Below are 20,060 nucleotides of genomic sequence, written 5' to 3' on the forward strand. Positions count from 1 at the left end.
AGAAACATGCGCCGATATTGGCTGATCTTCGCTCAGGCCGTCACGGTCTGCCTGGGTATTCTATTCGTCGTCACCACCTTGCGGCCGGATCTGCTGCGGCTGGTCGGGCCGGACGCCGCGCCCGCGGCGACGCCGCAGCCGGTTGCCGCGACCGTGCGGCCGTTGGCGGGGGCGGTTTCCTACGCCGATGGCGTGGCGCGCGCGGCGCCCTCGGTGGTCAATGTCTACACCACCAAGCACGTCGACGTGCCGCTGGTGCCGCTGCCGGACGATCCGATCCTGCGCCAGTTGTTCGGCCAGGTGCCTGGCGTCAGCCGGCGCCAGGCCAGCACCAGCCTGGGCTCGGGCGTGGTGGTGAATCATGACGGGTACGTGCTGACCAATTATCACGTGGTGCAGGCGGCCGACGCCATCGAGGTGGCGCTGGCGGACGGGCGCAAGGATACGGCCAAGGTCGTGGGCGCCGATCCGGACACCGACCTGGCGGTGCTGAAGCTGGCCAGCCTGCGCAACCTGCCCGCGGCCGCGCTGGCGCCGGACCGCGGCCTGCGGGTCGGCGACGTGGTGCTGGCCATCGGCAATCCGTTCGGCGTGGGGCAGACCACCACGCAGGGGATCGTGTCGGCGCTGGGCCGCAACGGACTGGGCCTGAATACCTACGAGAATTTCATCCAGACCGATGCCGCCATCAATCCGGGCAATTCGGGCGGCGCGCTGGTGGATGCGCAGGGCAACCTGGTGGGCATTAACACCGCGATCTATTCCGAGTCGGGCGGCTCGATGGGCATCGGCTTCGCCACGCCCATCGACATCGCCCGCAAAGTGATGGACGAGATCGTCAAGACCGGCGGCGTCAAGCGCGGCTGGCTGGGCGTGGAGCCGCAGGACCTGACGCCCGAGCTGGCGCGCGCGTTCCAGTTGGACCGCGATGCGCGCGGCGTGATCATCGCCGGCGTGCTGCGCGACGGCCCGGCCGCCAAGGGCGGCCTGCGGGTTGGCGACATCGTGCAGACGGTGAACGGCAAGCCGATGATGGATACGTCGGCGCTGCTGGCCGAGATCGCGCAACTGACGCCGGGACAGCGCGCGACGCTGGGCGTGTTGCGCGGCGGCAAGGTGGCCGAGCTGACGGTGATGGTGGGCACGCGGCCGGGGCTGCCGCGATAACGAGGCGGTCACCTGGCACGCCAGCCCGGAGATGGCCGTGGATGGGCGGCGCAGGTGGCGCGCTGGCCGTCGCTGCCGCTACGGTCGGGCCTGAGGCTGTCGCGACGCGGCGGCGCGTCGCGGACGGCACGGGGCGTCGAGCACCAGGCGCACGACCTGCAGCACGCGCTTGCGCACGGCTTCGGGTTGATGCCGCAGCAGCGCGCAGATTTCGGCGCTGTAGGCGTCGGAGTGCGCGTCTTCCTGGGCCAGGGGCGCCGCGCCGGCCTGCGCCACCATGCCGTCGGCCAGCCAGGGGACCTGCGTGTCCAGCGCCCGCGCCAGCCGTTGCAGCGTGGCGCGGGTGGGCGCGTAGTGTTCATCGCGGGTGAGGATACGGTGGATGCAGGACTGCGGCACGCCGGAGATGCGGGCAAGCTGGTTCTGGCTTTTGATGCCGCGCCACCGCATCAGGGTGCGCAGGCGTAGGGCGAGCGACATGGCTGCAATGTAAGTTTGCAGTCGCCGCCGGACAAGCGGAAACAGTCCGTTTATGCAATGACAACGGGGCCCGCAAGGGGCCCCGTCAGGGTCGGCAACGAGGGTTCAGTGGCGCTCGGTCAGCGAGCCGTCGTTCACGGCGTCGTCGGCGCCGGGCTTGGGCGTGACCATGCGCGCGCAGATCAGTCCCAGCTCGTACAGCAGGCACAGCGGCACCGCCAGCATGAACTGGCTGACCACGTCGGGCGGCGTCACCACCGCGGCGATGATGAAGGCGCCGACCACCACGTAGCCGCGCGCGCTCTTGAGCTTGGACAGCTCCACCACGCCCATGCGCACCAGCAGCACCACCGCCACCGGCACCTCGAAGGTGATGCCAAACGCCATGAACATGGTCATGACGAAGCTCAGGTAGGCCTCGATGTCCGGCGCCGGCGTGATCGATTGCGGCGCGAAGGTGGCGATGAAGTGGAAGACCGTGCGGAACACCACGAAATAGCAGAACGCCATGCCCGCGATGAACAGCAGCGTGCTGGAGATGATGAGCGGCAGCGCCAGGCGCTTCTCGTGCTTGTACAGGCCGGGCGCGACGAAGGCCCAGGCCTGGTACAGCACCACCGGCAAAGCGACGATGAAGGCGGCCATCATGGTGACCTTGACCGGCACCATGAAGGGCGTGATGACGCCGGTGGCGATCATGCGCGTGCCTTGCGGCAACGAGGCCAGCATGGGCTGGGCCAGCACGTCGTAGATGGCGGACGCGCCGGGGTAGATGAACAGGATGATGAACACCGCCACCACCGCGCCGACGGCGCGCAGCAGGCGGGTGCGCAGTTCGACCAGGTGGGAGATGAAGCTTTCCTGCTGGCCGTCTTCTTGGGAGGCGTCCTGGGTCACGTTGTCGTTCCGGAGGGCGTGGCGGGCTTGTTGGCCGGCGGGGTCTCGCTGGCGGCCGGGGCGCCGGGCGCCGGCGCCGGTTGCGGGGCGGGCGCGGGCTGGGCGGCCGGCGCGGCGGCGGGCGGATCCAGGTCCAGGCTCAGGTTCGGGCTGGGCGGCGCGATGGTGCGCGGCGGCTCGGCCGGCTGGGCCGCGTGCGGCGTCATCAGCGGGTCGGCCGACGCGGCCGGCGCGGCGCCGGCGCCAGCCGTATTGGCGGGCGCGGCGTGCGGGTCGGCGGGGGCGGTGGTTTCGGCGCCGGCCGTCAGCGCGGGCTTGCCGCTGGCTTCCCGGGCGACTTCGTCGAGTTCGGCGCGGAATTGCTGCACCGGCTCCTGCAAGGCGTTGTGGGTATCGTTCAGCGACTGGTGCACATCCTGTGCCGCGGTCTCCATTTCGCTCTTGAATTTGCGCAGCTCGTCCAGTTCGATCTCGCGCTGGATATCGGATTTCACGTCATTGACGTAACGCTGCGCGCGGCCCAGCAGGTGGCCGACCGTGCGGGCGACCTTGGGCAGGCGTTCGGGGCCGATGACGATCAGCGCGACGACGCCGATCACCATCAGTTCAGTGAGGCTGACATCAAACATTCGACGGCCGCTCGGGAATTGAGGCTATGAGGGCCGGCCGGTGCAGGCCGGGCCCGGGGACGCGCAGGCGCTCAGGAGTTGGACTTTTCCTTGGCCTGCACGTCGATGGTGTCGCCGGCCACGCGCTGCTGGGCGATGGGTTCGGCCGGCTTGTCGCTGTTGGCGTCCTTCATGCCTTCCTTGAAGCCCTTGACGGCGCCGCCCAGGTCCGAGCCGATGTTGCGCAGTTTCTTGGTGCCGAAGATCAGCGCCACAATGACCAGAACGACCAGCCAATGCCAAATGCTAAAGCTACCCATGATGGTTCTCCGTATTACGCAGTGGGGGCCATGCGCCCTTTCCAGGGTCGCTGACCGCCGATGATGTGGAAATGCAGATGCGGGACTTCCTGGCCGCCTTCGACGCCAGAATTGATCATGATGCGAAACCCGCCATCAGGGCCCGGGGTGCAACCGTTTTCAGCGGCAAGCCGCGGCGCCAATGCCATCATTCTACCCAACCAACCTGCGTCCTCGGCCGTAATATCCTGCATGGATGTGACATGACGTCGAGGGATCAGCAATAAATGCACCGGCGCGGCCGGGTTGATATCGTGGAATGCAACAAAGTCCTCGTCCTCGTAGACCTTCTTGGACGGGATCTCGCCGGCGGCGATCTTGCAGAAAATACAGTTGGCGCTCATTTTTCCGGTTCCGTGTCAGTCCTGGGGACGGCTGGCCTTTTCGGCCAGGCCCGACAGCCCTTCGCGGCGGGCCAGTTCGGCCAGCACGTCGTCGGGGCGCAGGTTGAAGTGCGTCAGCGCCACCAGGCAATGAAACCACAGGTCGGCGGTTTCGCTGACGATGCGTTCGGGCACGCCGTCCTTGGCGGCCATGACCAGCTCGGTGGCTTCCTCGCCGATCTTCTTGAGGAAGGCGTCGGGGCCCTTGGACAGCAGCTTGGCCGCGTACGAGGCCTTGGGGTCGCCGCCATTCTCGGGGCGGCGGGTCTCCAGCGTGTCGGCGATGCGGGCCAGGACGTCGTGGGCGGTCAGGGGCGAGTCGGTCATTTGTAGATCAGTTCGGGGTCTTTCAGCACCGGGTCCACGGTAACCCAGGCGGCCTGGTCGGTCTGCCCTTCCAGGCGGCGGTAGAAGCAACTGGCTCGGCCCGTGTGGCAGGCGATGCCGCCTTCCTGGTGCACCTTGAGCAGCACCACGTCGCCATCGCAGTCCAGGCGCAGCTCGTGCACCTGCTGCACGTGGCCGGATTCCTCGCCCTTGCGCCACAGGCGCTGGCGCGAGCGCGACCAGTACACCGCGCGGCCGGTGGCGGCGGTCTCGGCCAGCGATTCGCGGTTCATCCAGGCCACCATCATGATCTGGCCGTTGTCGGCGTCCTGGGCGATGGCGGGGATCAGGCCGTTCTCGTCGAAGACGACGTCGGCCATCCAAGTGGGTTCGTTGCTCATCGTCATATCCTTACTTCGATGCCCTGCTCGGCCATGAAGCGCTTGCATTCCCCGACCGTGTGCTGGCCGAAGTGGAAGATGCTGGCGGCCAGCACGGCGCTGGCGCGGCCGGTGGTGACGCCGTCGGCCAGGTGCTGCAGGGTGCCGACGCCGCCCGAGGCGATGACCGGCACCGGCACGGCATCCGACACGGTGCGGGTCAGTTCCAGGTCGAAGCCGGATTTGGTGCCGTCGCGGTCCATGCTGGTCAGCAGGATCTCGCCGGCGCCGTAGGCGGCCATGCGGCGGGCCCAGGCCACGGCGTCCAGTCCGGTGGCCTTGCGGCCACCGTGGGTGAAGACTTCCCAGCGCGGCGCTTCGCCCGCGGCCGAGACCCGGCGCGCGTCGATCGCCACCACCACGCATTGCGAGCCGTGGTAGTCGGAGGCCGCGCGCACCAGTTCCGGATTGGCCACGGCGGCGCTGTTGATGCTGATCTTGTCGGCGCCGGCGTTCAGCAGGCGCTGGATGTCGGACACCTGGCGCACGCCGCCGCCCACCGTCAGGGGGATGAAGACCTGCGAGGCGACCTGCTCGATGATGGGCAGGATCAGGTCGCGGCCATCGCTGGTGGCGGTGATGTCCAGGAAGGTGAGCTCGTCGGCGCCCTGCTCGTTGTAGCGGCGGGCGATCTCGACGGGGTCGCCGGCGTCGGCCAGGTTGACGAAGTTCACGCCCTTGACGACCCGGCCGGCGGTGACGTCAAGGCAGGGAATGATGCGGCGGGTCAGCGCGCTCTGGGCGGGCGCGCCCGCCCCGGAGGTACTGCTGGAGGTGGTCATTTGGCCAATTCGTCGGCGCGGGCCTGCGCCGCCTGGAAGTTGAGCGTGCCTTCGTAGATGCTGCGGCCCAGGATGGCGCCTTCGACGCCCTCTTCCTCGACGGCGCACAGCGCCTCGATGTCCTGGATGCCGGCGATGCCGCCCGAGGCGAACACGGGAATGCGCACGTGCTGCGCCAGGCGCACGGTGGCCTCGACGTTCACGCCCGACAGCATGCCGTCGCGGCCGATGTCGGTATAGATGATGGCTTCGCAGCCGTAGTCCTCGAACTTCTTGGCCAGGTCGAGCACGTCGTGGCGGGTCAGCTTGCTCCAGCCGTCGGTGGCGATCTTGCCGTCGCGGGCGTCCAGGCCAACAATGATCTGGCCGGGGAAGGCGCCGCAGGCATCCTGCAGGAAGCCCGGGTTCTTGACCGCGGCGGTGCCGATGATCACGTAGGAGATGCCGGCGTCGAGGTAGCGTTCGATAGTGTCGAGATCGCGGATGCCGCCGCCGATCTGGACCGGGATGTCGTCGCCGACGGCGTCCAGGATGGCCTTGATGGGCGCTTCGTTCTTCGGTTTGCCGGCGACGGCGCCGTTCAGGTCGACCAGATGCAGGCGGCGGGCGCCCTGGTCGAGCCATTGCGAGGCCATGGAGGCGGGGTCTTCGGAGAACACCGTTGCATCGTCCAGGTCGCCCTGGCGCAGACGCACGCAGCGTCCGTCTTTGAGATCGATGGCGGGGATCAGCAGCATGGTGGGCAGCGGGAAAATATGGGGTTGAACGGGCTGGCGCGCGTCGGCCGGGTGGGCTTAGGGCTGCCAGTCTACAAAATTGCGATACAGGCGCAAACCGTGCTCGGCGCTCTTCTCGGGGTGGAACTGCACCGCGAAAATGTTAGCTGCCGCCACCGCGCAGGTAAAGGCGACGCCGTAATCGGTTTCACCAACGGTCAGGCTCGTATCGGCCGGGTCGGCGTAATAACTATGGACGAAATAGAAATGCGTGTCGTCCGGAATGCCGTCCCAGATAGGGTGAGAGCGCGTCTGGCGCACTTTGTTCCATCCCATGTGCGGGACTTTCAGGCGCTCGGGGCGGACATCGACCGGGCCGGCCGTGCCGGTGTCGGCCTCGCAGGCCGCGTCGTCGGCCGCGACCGGGTCGGCGAAGCGCGGACCGGCAAAGCGGCGCACCACGCCGGGGAACAGGCCCAGGCACGGGGTGGCGCCCTCTTCGCTGGAATCGAACAGCATCTGTTCGCCCACGCAGACGCCCAGCAGCGGCTTGCTGCGGGCGGCCTTGACGACCGCTTCGCGCAGGCCGGATTCGTTCAGGGTGCGCATGCAGTCCGCCATGGCGCCCTGGCCGGGAAACACCACGCGGTCGGCCGCGTCGATTTCATGGGGCTGGTTGCAGATGCGGATGTCCGCGTCCGGGGCGGCGTACTTGAGCGCGCGCGCGACGGAGTGGAAGTTGCCCATTCCGTAGTCGACGATGGCGATAGTGGTCACTTCGGTTTACCTGATGCGTGGCGGGAGGTCGCGCAGCTTACAGCACGCCCTTGGTCGAGGGGACGACGTCGCCCATGCGCGGGTCGACTTCGATGGCCATGCGCAGCGCGCGGCCACAGGCCTTGAAGACCGTTTCGCATTGGTGGTGGGCGTTGGTGCCGCGCAGGTTGTCGATGTGCAGCGTGATCAGCGCGTGGTTGACCAGGCCCTGGAAGAATTCGCGCGTCAGGTCGACGTCGAAGGCGCCGATGTGCGAACGGGTGAACGGGATGTGGTATTCCAGGCCGGGACGGCCCGAGAAATCGACCACCACGCGCGACAGCGCCTCGTCCAGCGGCACGTAGGCGTGGCCGTAGCGGCGCAGGCCGGCCTTGGTGCCGACCGCCTTGGCGATGGCCATGCCCAGCGTGATGCCCACGTCTTCCACCGTGTGATGCGCATCGATGTGCAGGTCGCCCTCGGCCTTGATGTCGAGGTCGATCAGGCCGTGGCGCGCGATCTGGTCCAGCATGTGGTCCAGGAAGGGCACGCCCGTGTCGATCGTCTGCTTGCCGGTGCCATCCAGGTTGATGGCCACGCGGATGCGGGTTTCGTTGGTGTTGCGGGTGATCTCTGCGGTACGCATGTCAGGACTCGATTAGGCACTCAGGATGTCTTGCAGTGCCGATAGCAAAGCGGCGTTCTCGTCCGGGGAACCTACCGAGATGCGGAGGCAGCCGGCCAGGAGCGGATGGGCGTTGGAGAAGTTTCGAACCAATATTTTGCGCTGTTTCAGGGCAAGATGCACGGCGTTGCCGTCCAGCTTGCCGGAAAAGCGCGCGAGTATGAAGTTGGCCGCGGAAGGGAATACCCTGACGCCGGGCAGCGCCGCCAGCGCCGCCGCCAGCGGTTCACGGTCGGCGCGCAGGCGGGCCGCCTGCTCGTCCAGCACCGCTTTGTGGCGCAGCACCGTCAGCAGCGCGGCCTGGGTCAGCACGTCCAGGTTGTAGGGCGGGCGCACCTTGTCCAGTTCGGCGACCCAGTCCGGGTGGCCGGCCAGGTAGCCGAAACGCAGGCCCGCCAGGCCGATCTTGGACACCGTGCGCATCACCACCACGTTGGGCGCGTCCAGCAGGCGCGGCATCCAACTGCGGTCGGTGAACGGCTGGTAGGCCTCGTCCACCACCACCAGGCCGGGGGCGGCGGCGATGATGGCGGCCATGTCGGCGTCCGACCAGGCGCCGCCGGTGGGATTGTTGGGCACGGCCAGGAACACCACCTTGGGCTGGTGTTCGCGGATCGCGGCCAGCATGGCGGGAAGATCAAGGGACAGATCTTCGGCGAGCGGCACGCCGACGAAGCGGGCGTGGTCGAAGCGCGCCGCCATGTCGAAATAGACGAACGACGGCCACGGCGCCAGCACCACCTCGCCCGGGTTGCAGCAGGCCTGCACCACGATGTGGATCAGCTCGTCCGAACCATTGCCGAACAGCACGCCCGCGCCGGCGGGCACGCCGAAGGCCGTCTTCACGGCCTGGCGCAGTTCGGTCAGGTCGGCGGCCGGGTAGCGGTTCAGCGGCGTATCGCGCAGCACCCGGGCCAGGTCGTCGCGCACCGCCTCGGGCAGTTCGTAGGGCGACTCCATCGCATCCAGCTTGATGCAGCCTTCGGCGTGCGCCACCGGATACGCGGTCAGTTTGCGGATATCGGGCCGGATGGTGCCGGCGATGCGGCCGGCGACCTCGCTCATGGCTGGTCGATCCGGTACTGGGCGCTGGCGGCGTGGGCCTGCAGGCCTTCGCCCAGCGCCAGTTCGGCGGCGATACGGCCGAGCGTCTGGGCGCCCTGGTGCGAGACCTGGATCAGGCTGGAGCGCTTCTGGAAGTCATAGACGCCCAGCGGCGACGAGAAACGCGCCGTGCGCGAGGTCGGCAGCACGTGGTTGGGGCCGGCGCAGTAGTCGCCCAGGGCTTCCGAGCTGAAGCGGCCCATGAAGATGGCGCCGGCGTGGCGGATCCTGGCGGTCCAGATTTCCGGTTGCTCGGTGGAGATCTCCAGGTGTTCCGGGGCGATGTCGTTGGCGATGCGGCAGGCTTCGTCCAGGTCGCGCACCTGGATCAGCGCGCCGCGGTTGGCCAGGCTGGTGCGCAGGATGTCGGCGCGCGGCATGGTCGGCAGCAGGCGCGCGATGGCGGCCTCGACCTCGGCGATGAAGGCGGCGTCCGGGCACAGCAGGATGGATTGGGCCAGTTCGTCGTGTTCGGCCTGCGAGAACAGGTCCATGGCGATCCAGTCGGCCGGCGTCTTGCCGTCGCAGATCACCAGGATTTCGCTGGGGCCGGCGATCATGTCGATGCCGACCACGCCGAACACGCGGCGCTTGGCGGCGGCCACGTAGGCGTTGCCCGGGCCGACGATCTTGTCCACGGCCGGCACGGTGGCGGTGCCGTAGGCCAGCGCGCCCACGGCCTGCGCGCCGCCGATGGCGAACACGCGGTCGACGCCGCTGATGGCGGCTGCGGCCAGCACGATGGGGTTGCGCGCGCCGTCCGGCGTGGGCGTGACCATGACCAGTTCCTGCACGCCGGCGACCTTGGCCGGGATGGCGTTCATCAGCACGGACGACGGATACGCGGCCTTGCCGCCCGGCACGTACAGGCCGACGCGGTCCAGCGGCGTGACCTGCTGGCCCAGCACCGTGCCGTCGGCTTCGGTGTAGGTCCAGGTCTCGGCGCGCTGGCGTTCGTGGTAGCGGCGCACGCGCTCGGCGGCGGCCTGCAGCGCGTCGCGCTGGGCGGCCGGCAGCGCGGCCAGGGCGGCGTGCCAGTCGGCCTTGGGGACTTCGAGCGTGTCCGCGGACGCGTGCGGCATGCGGTCGAAGCGCTGGGTGTATTCCACCAGCGCGGCGTCGCCGCGGGCGCGCACGTCGGTCAGGATGCCGGCGGCGGCGCGGTCGATGGACTCGTCCTCGGTGGCTTCGAAGGCCAGCAGCTTGGACAGGGCGGATGCGAATCCGGGATCGCGGGAGTCGAGACGATTGATCAGGGCCATGGCGTTCAGGCGGGTGGCGGCCGCCGCGCGGGGCGGCGGCCTGGGTCAGGCGTTGCGGGAGGCGGCGCGCTCGAAAGCGTCCAGCAGCGGTTGCAGGCGTTCGCCGCGGGTCTTCAGCGCGGCCTGGTTGACGATCAGGCGCGAGGAAATCGGCATGATGTCCTCGACCGCCACCAGGTCGTTGGCGCGCAGCGTGCCGCCGGTGGACACCAGGTCCACGATGCAGTCGGCCAGGCCCACCAGCGGCGCCAGTTCCATCGAACCATACAGCTTGATGATGTCGACGTACACACCCTTGGAGGCGAAGTGTTCACGGGCTGACTGCACGTACTTGGTGGCCACGCGCAGGCGCGCGCCCTGGTGCACCGCGGCCTCGTAGTCGAAGCCGTTGCGCACGGCCACGGCCAGGCGGCACTTGGCGATGTTCAGGTCGATCGGCTGGTACAGGCCGCCGGGCTGCTGCGCGGCGTGCTCGATCAGCACGTCCTTGCCGGCGATGCCGAGGTCGGCCGCGCCGTACTGCACGTAGGTCGGCACGTCGGAAGCGCGCACGATGATCAGGCGCAGGCCGGGATCGCTGGTCGGCAGGATCAGCTTGCGCGAACTTTCGGGGTTCTCGGGCACCTCGATGCCGGCTTCCGCCAGCAAAGGCATGGTTTCTTCGAAGATCCGCCCCTTGGACAGAGCCAGGGTCAGCGGGGCGAGCGGGGCATTGCTCATGCCGATTCCTTGCCGCTAGTGCGTTCAACGACGCGTTGAATATTGGCGCCCAGGGCGCGCAGTTTGACTTCCATCCGATCGTAGCCGCGATCCAGATGGTAGATGCGGTCGACCAGCGTGTCGCCATCGGCGGCCAGGCCGGCGATCACCAGGCTGGCCGAGGCCCGCAGGTCGGTGGCCATGACCGTCGCGCCCGACAGGCGGGCAATGCCGCGCACCACCGCGGTGTGGCCGTCGATGTCGATGTCCGCGCCCATGCGGCGCAGTTCCTGCACGTGCATGTAGCGGTTCTCGAAGATGTTCTCGACGATCACCGAGGTGCCTTCGGCCACCGTGTTCAGCGTCATCAACTGGGCCTGCATGTCGGTGGCGAAGCCGGGGTACTCATGGGTGCGAAAGCCCACGGCCTTGGGGCGCTTCGACATGGCGCCGCGGATCCAGTCGGGGCCGGTCTCGATGGCCAGGCCGGCCTCGGTCAGCTTGTCGAGCGTGGCGCCGAGGATGCCGGCGTCGGTGTTGCGCAGCACGATGTCGCCGCCCGCCGCGCCCACGGCGCACAGGAAGGTGCCGGCCTCGATGCGGTCGGAAATCACGCGGTGCTCGGCGCCGTGCAGGCGTTCGACGCCGTCGATCACGATGCGGTCGGTGCCGTGGCCCTGGATGCGGGCGCCCATTTTGATGAGCAGCTCGGCCAGGTCCACCACCTCGGGCTCGCGCGCGGCGTTTTCCAGCACGGTCTGGCCTTCGGCCAGCACGGCGGCCATCAGCAGGTTCTCGGTGCCGGTGACGGTGACCATGTCGGTGCGGATCGAGGCGCCCTTCAGGCGTTTGGCGCGCGCCACCACGAAGCCGTGCTCGATGCTGATGTCGGCGCCCAGCGCCGCCAGGCCCTTGATGTGCTGGTCCACCGGCCGCTGGCCGATGGTGCAGCCGCCCGGCAGGCTGACGCGGGCTTCGCCGAAGCGCGCCACCAGCGGGCCCAGCACCAGGATCGAGGCGCGCATGGTCTTGACCAGGTCGTACGGCGCTTCGAGGCTGTCGACGCGGTCGGCCTGCAGGGTCACGATGCCGTCGTTGGCGCGTTCGGCGCGCACGCCCATGCGGCCCAGGAGGCGCAGCATGGTGGCGGTGTCGTTCAGGTGCGGCACGTTGGCGATGGTCAGCGGGTCCGCCGTCAGCAGGCCGGCGCACAGGATCGGCAGGGCCGAGTTCTTGGCGCCGGAGATGGTGACTTCGCCATGCAGGCGCGCACCGCCGGTAATGCGTAGCTTGTCCATGGTCACTTGCCCGCCTGGGTGTATTCGGCCGGGGTCAGGGTGCGCATCGACAAAGCGTGGATCTCGGCTTTCATGCGGTCGCCCAGCGCCGCGTAGACCAGTTGGTGGCGCTGGATCAGGCGCTTGCCTTCGAAGGCGGCGCTGACGATGACCGCGTCGAAATGCGAGCCGTCGCCCTGTACGTCGAGGTGTTCACAGGGCAGGCCGTCCGCGATGTATTGGCGGACTTGCGCGGGAGTGGGAAGCATGGACGTCAGTTCCTGAGTTTGTAGCCGCTGGCCAGGAGCCGCAGCGCATAGATCGAAAGCGCGAGGAACACCCCCGTCACCACCGCCAGGCTGCGCCAGGGGGAGACGTCCGACACCGAGAAGAATCCGTAGCGGAAGCCGTCGATGGTGTAGAAGATGGGGTTCCAGTGGGACACGCCCTGCCAGAAGGCCGGGAGCGTATGGATGGAATAGAACACGCCGGACAGGAAGGTGGCCGGCATGATGAGGAAGTTCTGGAACGCCGCCAACTGGTCGAATTTCTCGGACCACAGGCCGGCGATCAGGCCCAGCACGCCCATGATGCCGCAGGCCAGCACCGCGAACACCAGCAGCCACAGCGGGTTGGACGGCACCAGCGAGACGAAGAACAGCGCCACCACCCACACGCACAGGCCCACGGCCAGGCCGCGCACCACGGCCGCCAGCACGTAGGCGGCGAAAATGTCGCGGTGCGACAGCGGCGGCAGCAGCATGAACACCAGGTTGCCGGTGATGCGGCTCTGGATCAGCGACGACGACGGGTTGGCGAAGGCGTTCTGCAGCATGCTCATCATCATCAGCCCGGGGATCAGGAACGCGGTGTACGGCACGCTGCCATAGACCATGACGCGCCCTTCCAGCACGTGGGCGAACACCAGCAGGTACAGCAGCGCGGTGATGACGGGCGCGGCGATGGTCTGGAAGCTGACTTTCCAGAAGCGCAGCAACTCCTTGCGCAGCAGGGTCGGAAAGCCGGAACCCGCGTCCAGTCGGGGCTGCACCAGCGGCTGGCTGGCATTGGCGGCGGGCTGCGTCATTGCGGAATACCTTCGGGTTGCGGGGCGTCGTCCTGGTGCATGATGCGCACGAAGGCGTCCTCGAGGTCGACGCCGCCGACGCGGGCCAGCAGCGCCTGGGTGGTGTCCAAAGCCACGATGTGGCCGCCCTTGAGCATGGCGATGCGGCCGCACAGGGCTTCCGCTTCTTCCAGGTAATGGGTGGTCAGCATGATGGTGTGGCCGGCCTTGTTCAGGCGCGAGATGAATTCCCACAGGGTGCGGCGCAGGTCGACGTCGACGCCCGCGGTGGGCTCGTCCAGCACGATCACGGGCGGGCGGTGCACCAGCGCCTGCGCCACCAGCACGCGGCGCTTCATGCCGCCGGACAGCGCGCGCATGTTCGAGTTGGCCTTGTCGGCCAGCCCCAGGTTGAACAGGATCTCGTCGATCCAGTCGTCATTCTTGCGCAGGCCGAAATAGCCTGACTGGATGCGCAGCGTCTCGCGCACCGTGAAGAACGGGTCATAGACCAGTTCCTGGGGCACGACGCCCAGCGCCCGCCGTGCCGACTTGTAGTCGGCCACGACGTCGTAGCCACAGACGGTGGCGCGGCCGGCGGTGGCATGCGCCAGCCCGGCCAGGATGGAGATCAGGGTGGTCTTGCCGGCGCCGTTGGGCCCGAGCAGGCCGAAGAACTCGCCGTGCTCGATGTTCAGGCTGACATTGTCGAGGGCCTGGAAGCCGGCGCCAGGCGCGCGCCCGGTGAGCTTGCCCCAGCCGCTGCGGCGCGGCGAGTAGATTTTGGAGACGTTCTCAAGACTGACGGCAGACATGACGGCGGCGAGGGTGCCCGGCAAAGAGCGAATTGATCATTATATAAGCGCCCCGCTACGCGAGGCGCCGATAGCCCCGGCGGCCGTGGGGGCGTGGCGCAATGGTCCGTCCCCAAAATGACAGGCCCGGCGGACCGCAGGGGCGCGCCGGGCCGGGACAAGCCGGACGGGATCGTTACTGGTTGCGCTGGTTCAGCGCCTGGATCAGGCCGTCGATGCCATTCTGGTTGATCTGCTGGGCGAACTGGTTGCGGTAGTTCTCGATCAGCCAGATGCCTTCGACGTTCATGTCGTAGATCTTCCAGCCCTGGGACGTCTTTTCCAGGCGGTAGTCGACGCCGACCGGCTGGCCGTTGGGCTGGCTGATGAGCGTGCGCACGACCGCGTCGTCGGCCTTGGGGTCGCCGCGGAACGGCAGGGCCGTAATGGTGGTGCCCGACGTGACGCGCGTCAGCGCGCCGCTGTAGGTGCGCACCAGGGTGCCGCGGAAGGCGTCGGCCAGGGCGGTCCGCTGCTGTTCGGTGGCCTGGCGCCAGTAGCGCCCGGCGGCCAGCCGCGTCGTCTTCTGGAAGTTGACGTAAGGCAGGATGTGCTCGTTCACGACCTGGTTGATGCGGGCCGTGTTGCCGGCCTTGACTGCGCCGTCGGCCTTCAGGACGTCCAGCGCCTCATTGGCGGCCGCCAGCACGAAATCGTTGGGCGCGCCGTTGGCGTTGGGTTGCGCCTGCACGGCGGGCGTTGCCGCGAGCCCCAGCAGGCCGGCAAAGGCCAGGCGTTGGAGCAGGGGAAAAAAAGAAAACCGCATGGAAACTCCTTGCTGTACTGAAAACGCAATCCGACAGCTTACTTGGTTGCGGGGTTGGCGACCGGCGCGGCGGCGCCCTTGGCCTTGGCGGCGTCGTCCTCGTCGTCCTCGTAGTTGGGCAGGCTGGATTCGTCGTCGACGCGCTGGCCGTTGACCATCGCGGCGCGGCGCTGCAGGTAGGCGTCGCGCACGAAGCTGTACGGGTCGAGCGCCACGCGGTCGATGGTGTCGGTGGCGTTGAGCAGGCTGGCGCGCGTGTCGACCACTTCCAGGCCCCACAGCGAATTGCGCAGGGCCACGTTGTCGATGGCGCTCACGCCCATGTAGCCGCGCATGCGGCCCTGCCAGTCGCCGACCAGGCCGACGCCATCACGCACGCTCGCCGAGCCGAAGAACGGCAGCACCAGGTACGGCCCCTGGCTGAAGCCCCAGACGCCCAGCGTGGTGCCGAAGTCGTTCGGGATCTTGCGCGCGCCGTTGGCCGAGGCGACGTCGAAGCAGCCGCCCACGCCCATGGTGGTGTTGAACAGGAAGCGGCCGAGCGTGTTGACGAAGTCGTGGCCGCGACCCTGCAGGAAGCTGTTGGTGCCCGACCAGAGATCGCCGACGTTGCTGAAGATGTTGTGGACGCAACTGCGCACGGGTTCCGGCGTGACGTAGGTGTAGGCCTGCGCCACCGGCTTGAAGACCGCGCGGTCGACCGTGTCGTTGAACTTGTACACGCCGCGGTTGAAGCCTTCCCAGGGATCGCGCGGATCCGGGTGCTGCGGCGCGGCGCAGCCCGCCATCAGTGCGCCGGCGGCGGCGACGGTGGCAATGCGGGAAAGAGCTTTCGTGTTCATGATCAGGGCATCCCTATCAGCAGATTTCTATTTTTATTGCAGCGTGCGGCGCGTCAAGCTTCGGGTTGTTGCCGGGCGTGACGGGTCCTCTTCAATTCGGGGCTTTCGCGTCGGGCGCGCCAGCCGCGTTCGTGCCTTCCTTCTCGGCCGAGCCGTACAGGAACTTGCTGATGAGCTGTTCCAGCACCACGGCGCTTTGGGTATAGCGGATTTTGCCACCCTCGGCCAGATTGTCGTCTTCGCTGCCCGGCGTCAGGCCCAGGTACTGCTCGCCGAGCAGGCCCGAGGTGAGAATGGCCGCGGAAGAGTCCTTGGGGAACTGGTAGGCGGTTTCCAGGTTCATCGCGACGACCGCCTGGAAGGTCTTGTCGTCGAAGGAGATCTTGGAGATCCGGCCGACCACGACCCCGGCGCTTTTCACGGGCGCGCGCACTTTGAGGCCGCCTACGTTATCGAAATTGGCCGTCAGCGTATAGGTGGGGGCAAAAGAAAAGGTGCTCAAGTTGCCGGCGCGCAACGCCAGGAACGCCAGCGCGGCCGCGCCCAGCAAGACGAACAGGCCTACCCAGAAATCGGTTTTTTCGCGAGACATGATCGATCCGTAATCAGTTTCCAAACATCAAGGCGGTCAGCAGGAAGTCCAGCCCCAGCACCGCCAGCGAGCCCACCACCACCGTGCGGGTGGTGGCGCGGGCGACGCCTTCGGGGGTGGGCTTGGCCTGCCAGCCTTCGTAAAGCGCCACCAGCGTCACCGTGACGCCGAAGACCAGGCTTTTGATGACGCCGTTCAGGACGTCGTTCCAGACATCGACGCCGCCCTGCATCTGCGACCAGAAGGCGCCGGCATCGACCCCGATCATCAGCACGCCGACCACCCAGCCGCCCAGGATGCCCACCATGGAGAACACGGCGGCCAGGATCGGCATGGCGATGATGCCGCCCCACAGGCGCGGCACCAGCACGCGGCGCATCGGGTCGACGGCCATGACTTCCATGGCCGACAGTTGTTCGCCCGCCTTCATCAGGCCGATCTCGGCGGTCAGCGAGGTGCCGGCACGGCCGGCGAACAGCAGCGCGGTCACGACCGGCCCCAGTTCGCGCACCAGCGACAGCGCCACCAGCAGGCCAAGCGATTCCTCGGCGCCGTAGCGGTTCAGCGTGTAATAGCCCTGCAGGCCCAGCACGAAACCCACGAACATGCCGGACACGGCGATGATCAGCAGCGAAAAGTTGCCGATGAAATGAATTTGCTGCGACACCAACCGCGGCCGCGACAGCGCGATGCCGCTGCGGGCCAGCATGGCGCCGAAGAAACGGGTGAAGTAGCCGATGCCGGCGATGCGGGTGCGCACCCAGCCGCCCAGCGCGCTCACGGCGTTGTTGGATCCGCTCATGCCTTGCGCCCTTGTTGTTGCGACAGCCACTTCTGGAAAGCCGGCGTTTCGGGATACTGGAACGCGACCGGGCCGTCGGGCTCGCCTTTGAGGAATTGCTGCACGTAGGGGTCCTGCGATGCCGAGAGGCTCTCGGGCGTGCCGGCGGCCTTGAGCTGGCCCTGGCCCACGAGATAGACCTGGTCGGCAATCGCGAACGATTCGTGCACGTCGTGGGTGATCAGCACCGAGGCGCATCCCAGGCGGTCGGCCAGGCTGCGGATCAGGCGGGCGGTGATACCCAGTGAAATCGGATCGAGGCCGGCGAAGGGTTCGTCGTACAGGATCAGTTCGGGTTCCAGCACGACCGCGCGGGCCAGCGCCACCCGGCGCGACATGCCGCCGGAGATCTCGGCCACCTTCAGGTGGGCGGCGGCGCGCAGGCCGACGGCGTCGAGCTTGTCGAGCACGCGCGCCGTGATTTCGGATTCGGCCAGCGTGGTGTGTTCGCGCAGCGGGAAGGCGACGTTCTCGAACACGTTCAGGTCGGTGAACAGCGCGCCCTGCTGGAACAGCACGCCCATGCGCTTGCGCAGCGACTGCAGTTCGGCGGGGGTGGCGCGGGCGATGTCCTGGCCGAACGCCAGCACGGTGCCTTGTTGCGCAGTGAGCTGGCCGGTGGCGGCCCGCAGCAACGTGGTCTTGCCTGAACCCGAGCCGCCCATGATGGCGACCACCTGGCCCGAACGCGCTTCCATGGAAATGTCGCGCAAGACGGTGAAATCACCGTAGCCTAGCGCCACACCTTGCAGGCGCAGGGCGAATTCCGGGGTGCTGCGGGTTTGATCGGGCATGGGCAACAAAAGGGTGTTTCGGTGGCGAATGCCCTGCCGCCACGTTCGTGCCTGGGCGGATCATCCGGCCGGCGCGAGCGAGACGGGCTGCGTCGGGAAGCGCCCTGTTACTCATATGCCGGGGACGAGGAAAGACCCGTCGCACCCGGCGGCGAGGGGCCATTGTAGCCCGACGAACTGTCATCGCAGTGCGTTAGGGTTGTCTATGGAACAGTGTTTTCGGCACTGGGAACAATCGGCGGGGCCTGTCGGCCCCCCGGAATCCCTTGCGCCGGCCCCGTTCAGGCCCGGCCGCGGCCGCGCGCCGCGGCGGTTTCGCGGGCCAGCCGCGCCACCAGCGCGGCCGTGCTTTCGCGCCGCGCCAGCGGCGCGCCCTGGCCGGCCCACAAAGACAGGACGGCGACGTTGCCGGCCTGGCCGCCGGCGGTGCGCATGGGGCGGGTCAGCGCGTTCTGCAGCGGGTAAGGCAGGATATCGTCTGAAAGTTGATCGGCGTCGCGCATGAACGAATTCGCGATGCCGCGCGCCGGGCGTCCGGAAAAGGCCCGGGTCACCCGCGACTGTTCGGAACGCGAGGCCGGCAGCACCGCCTTGTAGGCATCGCCGATGCCGGCTTCGTCCGTGGTCAGGAAGGCCGTCCCCATTTGTGCGACATCCGCGCCCAGGGCCAGCGCGGCGGCGATGCCGCGGCCGTCCATGATGCCGCCGGAGGCGATCACCGGGATCGATACCGCGTCGGCCACCTGGGGCACCAGGGCCATGGTGCCGACCAGCGAATGCTCGAAATCGTCCAGGAAGGTGCCGCGATGCCCGCCCGCCTCCGCTCCCTGCGCCACGACGGCATCGACGCCATCCTGCTCCAGGACCACCGCTTCGCGCACGGTGGTGGCGGTGCCGATCGTCAGGATGCCCAGTTCGCGGCAGCGCGCCAGCACGTCCGCGGGCAGGCGGCCGAAGGTGAAGCTCAGGACCGCCGGTTTCACGCGCAGCACGGCCTCGATCTGGCCGGGCAGCGGGTCGGCCTGAGGGCCCGGCGCGACGGGCGCCGGCAGGCCCAGTTGGGCGTGGTAGCGCGCCAGCAGCGCCAGCATGCGGCTGGCGTCGCCCTGGTACGGTTGCTCCGGCACCGCCGCGAACAGGTTGATGCCGAACGCCCGGTCGGTGCGCGCGCGGATCCCGGCGGCCGCCGTCTCGATCTGATCGGGCGACAGGTAGGCCGCGCCCAGCGAACCCAGGACACCCGCCTTGGAAGCCTCCGACACTAGTTCCACCGTCGTCGCGCCGCCCGCCATGGGCGCCTGGATGATGGGGTGGTCAAGCTTGAGCAGATCGGATAGGCGGGATGTCATGGGGAAACCTCCTGGTTGGCTTATTGCAGCTGGATGTTTCCAGCCTGGATGACGTGCGCCCACTTGTCCGTTTCGCTCTTGATGAACGCGCCGAATTCCTCGGGCGTGCCGCCGCCGGCCTGGCTGCCGGTGTCGGCGATGGCCTTCTGCACGTCGGGTTCCTTCAGGATGCGGTTGAACTCGGCATTGAGCTTGGCAATGATGGGCGCGGGGGTTCCGGCGGGGGCGACGATGCCCTGCCAGTTGTACGACTCGAAGCCCGGCAGGCCGGATTCGGCCATGGTGGGCACGTCCGGCAGCACCGCCAGGCGCTTGGCCGAGGTCACCGCGATCGGGTGGATCTTCTGGCCCTGGATGGCCGGCAGCGCCGAGTAGCCCATCTCGAACATCATCGAGATATGGCCGCCCATCAGGTCGGTCGCGGCCAGGCTGCCGCCCTTGTAGGGGACGTGCACGATGTCGATCTTGGCTTGCTCGCGGAACATCTCGCCGGACAGGTGATGGGCGCCGCCCACGCCGGACGAACCGAACGACAGCTTGCCCGGCTGCTTTTTGGCCATGGCGATCAGGTCGGCCAGGGTCTTGACCGGCAGCTCGTTGTTCACGCTCAGCACCAGGGGGCTGTTCTCGATCAGGATGACGGGCGCCAGATCCTTCTGCGGGTTGTACGGCATGTCCTTCATCAGCGACGGGTTGACCGCCATCGGCGCCAGGTTGCCGGTGCCGATGGTGTAGCCGTCGGGCGCCGCCTTGGCGATCAGGTTGGTGCCGACCACGCCGCCCGCGCCCGCCTTGTTCTCGACCACGATCGGCTGGCCCAGCGATTCGCCCAGCTTGCGCGCCAGCAGGCGCACACGGGTATCGGCAAAGCCGCCCGGGGCGTAGGGCACGATCATGGTGATGGGCTTGGCGGGCCAGTCGGCGGCCTGGGCGTGGGCGGTGCCGCTCAGGGCGGCGAAGGTGGCCAGGGTGGCGACCAGGGGGCGTAGCGATTTCATGCTGGGTGACTCCTCT

26 protein-coding genes are annotated in these 20,060 nt (G+C 68.1%); 1 reads left to right on the forward strand and 25 read right to left on the reverse strand.

What is annotated here, in order from left to right; genetic code table 11:
- Positions 1 to 6: 6 nt before the first annotated feature.
- Entirely contained in the window at positions 7 to 1,167 is a 1,161-nt protein-coding gene (locus tag AAID08_RS00925) for a trypsin-like peptidase domain-containing protein (protein ID WP_395757267.1), read from the forward strand.
- 78 nt (positions 1,168 to 1,245) lie between these two features.
- Here the strand turns inward: AAID08_RS00925 and AAID08_RS00930 are convergent, their stop codons facing one another.
- The 25 genes from AAID08_RS00930 to AAID08_RS01050 form a co-directional block, all read right to left on the reverse strand.
- Positions 1,246 to 1,647, reverse strand: coding sequence for a helix-turn-helix domain-containing protein (locus AAID08_RS00930; protein ID WP_054503742.1), 402 nt, complete (start codon positions 1,645 to 1,647; stop codon positions 1,246 to 1,248).
- A gap of 105 nt (positions 1,648 to 1,752) precedes the next feature.
- Positions 1,753 to 2,544 (reverse strand): twin-arginine translocase subunit TatC, encoded by a 792-nt coding sequence (gene tatC, locus AAID08_RS00935; protein ID WP_054503741.1) that lies wholly within the window; start codon positions 2,542 to 2,544, stop codon positions 1,753 to 1,755.
- A complete protein-coding gene (tatB, locus tag AAID08_RS00940) occupies positions 2,541 to 3,173 on the reverse strand; it encodes a Sec-independent protein translocase protein TatB (RefSeq protein ID WP_054503740.1) in 633 nt (210 codons plus the stop codon). The genes tatC and tatB overlap by 4 nt, the downstream gene beginning before the upstream one ends.
- Positions 3,174 to 3,244: 71 nt before the next feature.
- Entirely contained in the window at positions 3,245 to 3,472 is a 228-nt protein-coding gene (tatA, locus tag AAID08_RS00945) for a Sec-independent protein translocase subunit TatA (protein ID WP_049070561.1), read from the reverse strand.
- A 14-nt stretch (positions 3,473 to 3,486) separates the two neighbouring features.
- Complete coding sequence (locus AAID08_RS00950; protein ID WP_049070563.1) at positions 3,487 to 3,855, reverse strand: histidine triad nucleotide-binding protein; 369 nt, start codon at positions 3,853 to 3,855, stop codon at positions 3,487 to 3,489.
- Between the two features lie 15 nt (positions 3,856 to 3,870).
- Complete coding sequence (locus tag AAID08_RS00955) at positions 3,871 to 4,221, reverse strand: phosphoribosyl-ATP diphosphatase (RefSeq protein ID WP_006392326.1); 351 nt, start codon at positions 4,219 to 4,221, stop codon at positions 3,871 to 3,873.
- Positions 4,218 to 4,622 (reverse strand): phosphoribosyl-AMP cyclohydrolase, encoded by a 405-nt coding sequence (gene hisI, locus AAID08_RS00960; protein WP_395757268.1) that lies wholly within the window; start codon positions 4,620 to 4,622, stop codon positions 4,218 to 4,220. Before hisI ends, AAID08_RS00955 begins: the two co-directional genes overlap by 4 nt.
- 2 nt (positions 4,623 to 4,624) lie before the next feature.
- Positions 4,625 to 5,443 (reverse strand): imidazole glycerol phosphate synthase subunit HisF, encoded by an 819-nt coding sequence (gene hisF / locus AAID08_RS00965; RefSeq protein WP_006388053.1) that lies wholly within the window; start codon positions 5,441 to 5,443, stop codon positions 4,625 to 4,627.
- Positions 5,440 to 6,180, reverse strand: coding sequence for a 1-(5-phosphoribosyl)-5-[(5-phosphoribosylamino)methylideneamino]imidazole-4-carboxamide isomerase (gene hisA, locus AAID08_RS00970; protein WP_006388054.1), 741 nt, complete (start codon positions 6,178 to 6,180; stop codon positions 5,440 to 5,442). The genes hisF and hisA overlap by 4 nt, the downstream gene beginning before the upstream one ends.
- 57 nt (positions 6,181 to 6,237) lie before the next feature.
- Complete coding sequence (hisH, locus tag AAID08_RS00975; protein WP_054503736.1) at positions 6,238 to 6,936, reverse strand: imidazole glycerol phosphate synthase subunit HisH; 699 nt, start codon at positions 6,934 to 6,936, stop codon at positions 6,238 to 6,240.
- A 37-nt stretch (positions 6,937 to 6,973) separates the two neighbouring features.
- Positions 6,974 to 7,561 (reverse strand): imidazoleglycerol-phosphate dehydratase HisB, encoded by a 588-nt coding sequence (hisB, locus tag AAID08_RS00980; RefSeq protein WP_006388056.1) that lies wholly within the window; start codon positions 7,559 to 7,561, stop codon positions 6,974 to 6,976.
- 12 nt (positions 7,562 to 7,573) lie between these two features.
- A complete protein-coding gene (gene hisC, locus AAID08_RS00985) occupies positions 7,574 to 8,665 on the reverse strand; it encodes a histidinol-phosphate transaminase (RefSeq protein WP_054503735.1) in 1,092 nt (363 codons plus the stop codon).
- Positions 8,662 to 9,966, reverse strand: coding sequence for a histidinol dehydrogenase (gene hisD / locus AAID08_RS00990; protein ID WP_395757269.1), 1,305 nt, complete (start codon positions 9,964 to 9,966; stop codon positions 8,662 to 8,664). The genes hisC and hisD overlap by 4 nt, the downstream gene beginning before the upstream one ends.
- Before the next feature lie 45 nt (positions 9,967 to 10,011).
- Positions 10,012 to 10,686 carry an ATP phosphoribosyltransferase gene (gene hisG, locus AAID08_RS00995; protein ID WP_020925616.1) on the reverse strand — a complete coding sequence of 225 codons (675 nt, stop codon included), beginning with the start codon at positions 10,684 to 10,686 and terminating at the stop codon, positions 10,012 to 10,014.
- On the reverse strand, positions 10,683 to 11,963 hold the full coding sequence (gene murA, locus AAID08_RS01000; RefSeq protein ID WP_054503733.1) for a UDP-N-acetylglucosamine 1-carboxyvinyltransferase: 1,281 nt from the start codon (positions 11,961 to 11,963) through the stop codon (positions 10,683 to 10,685). The genes hisG and murA overlap by 4 nt, the downstream gene beginning before the upstream one ends.
- Positions 11,964 to 11,965: 2 nt before the next feature.
- On the reverse strand, positions 11,966 to 12,211 hold the full coding sequence (locus AAID08_RS01005; protein WP_054503732.1) for a BolA family protein: 246 nt from the start codon (positions 12,209 to 12,211) through the stop codon (positions 11,966 to 11,968).
- 5 nt (positions 12,212 to 12,216) lie between these two features.
- Entirely contained in the window at positions 12,217 to 13,029 is an 813-nt protein-coding gene (locus AAID08_RS01010) for an ABC transporter permease (RefSeq protein ID WP_006388063.1), read from the reverse strand.
- Positions 13,026 to 13,823 carry an ABC transporter ATP-binding protein gene (locus AAID08_RS01015; protein ID WP_054503786.1) on the reverse strand — a complete coding sequence of 266 codons (798 nt, stop codon included), beginning with the start codon at positions 13,821 to 13,823 and terminating at the stop codon, positions 13,026 to 13,028. Before AAID08_RS01015 ends, AAID08_RS01010 begins: the two co-directional genes overlap by 4 nt.
- Positions 13,824 to 13,998: 175 nt before the next feature.
- Positions 13,999 to 14,628, reverse strand: coding sequence for a phospholipid-binding protein MlaC (locus tag AAID08_RS01020; protein WP_175143633.1), 630 nt, complete (start codon positions 14,626 to 14,628; stop codon positions 13,999 to 14,001).
- Positions 14,629 to 14,666: 38 nt separating this feature from the next.
- Positions 14,667 to 15,470: a VacJ family lipoprotein gene (locus tag AAID08_RS01025; protein ID WP_054503730.1), complete on the reverse strand. Its 804-nt coding sequence runs from the start codon at positions 15,468 to 15,470 to the stop codon at positions 14,667 to 14,669.
- 91 nt (positions 15,471 to 15,561) lie between these two features.
- Positions 15,562 to 16,062, reverse strand: a complete 501-nt coding sequence (gene mlaD, locus AAID08_RS01030) for an outer membrane lipid asymmetry maintenance protein MlaD (RefSeq protein ID WP_006392340.1) — start codon at positions 16,060 to 16,062, stop codon at positions 15,562 to 15,564.
- 13 nt (positions 16,063 to 16,075) lie between these two features.
- Entirely contained in the window at positions 16,076 to 16,864 is a 789-nt protein-coding gene (gene mlaE, locus AAID08_RS01035; protein WP_006392341.1) for a lipid asymmetry maintenance ABC transporter permease subunit MlaE, read from the reverse strand.
- Positions 16,861 to 17,697: an ABC transporter ATP-binding protein gene (locus tag AAID08_RS01040; RefSeq protein WP_054503785.1), complete on the reverse strand. Its 837-nt coding sequence runs from the start codon at positions 17,695 to 17,697 to the stop codon at positions 16,861 to 16,863. The genes mlaE and AAID08_RS01040 overlap by 4 nt, the downstream gene beginning before the upstream one ends.
- Positions 17,698 to 17,978: 281 nt before the next feature.
- Complete coding sequence (locus tag AAID08_RS01045; protein ID WP_175189697.1) at positions 17,979 to 19,046, reverse strand: nitronate monooxygenase family protein; 1,068 nt, start codon at positions 19,044 to 19,046, stop codon at positions 17,979 to 17,981.
- A gap of 20 nt (positions 19,047 to 19,066) precedes the next feature.
- Entirely contained in the window at positions 19,067 to 20,044 is a 978-nt protein-coding gene (locus tag AAID08_RS01050) for a tripartite tricarboxylate transporter substrate binding protein (RefSeq protein WP_064524546.1), read from the reverse strand.
- Positions 20,045 to 20,060: the final 16 nt, after the last annotated feature.

Source organism: Achromobacter sp. EB05 (assembly GCF_044232075.1).
Lineage (GTDB): Bacteria > Pseudomonadota > Gammaproteobacteria > Burkholderiales > Burkholderiaceae_B > Achromobacter > Achromobacter dolens.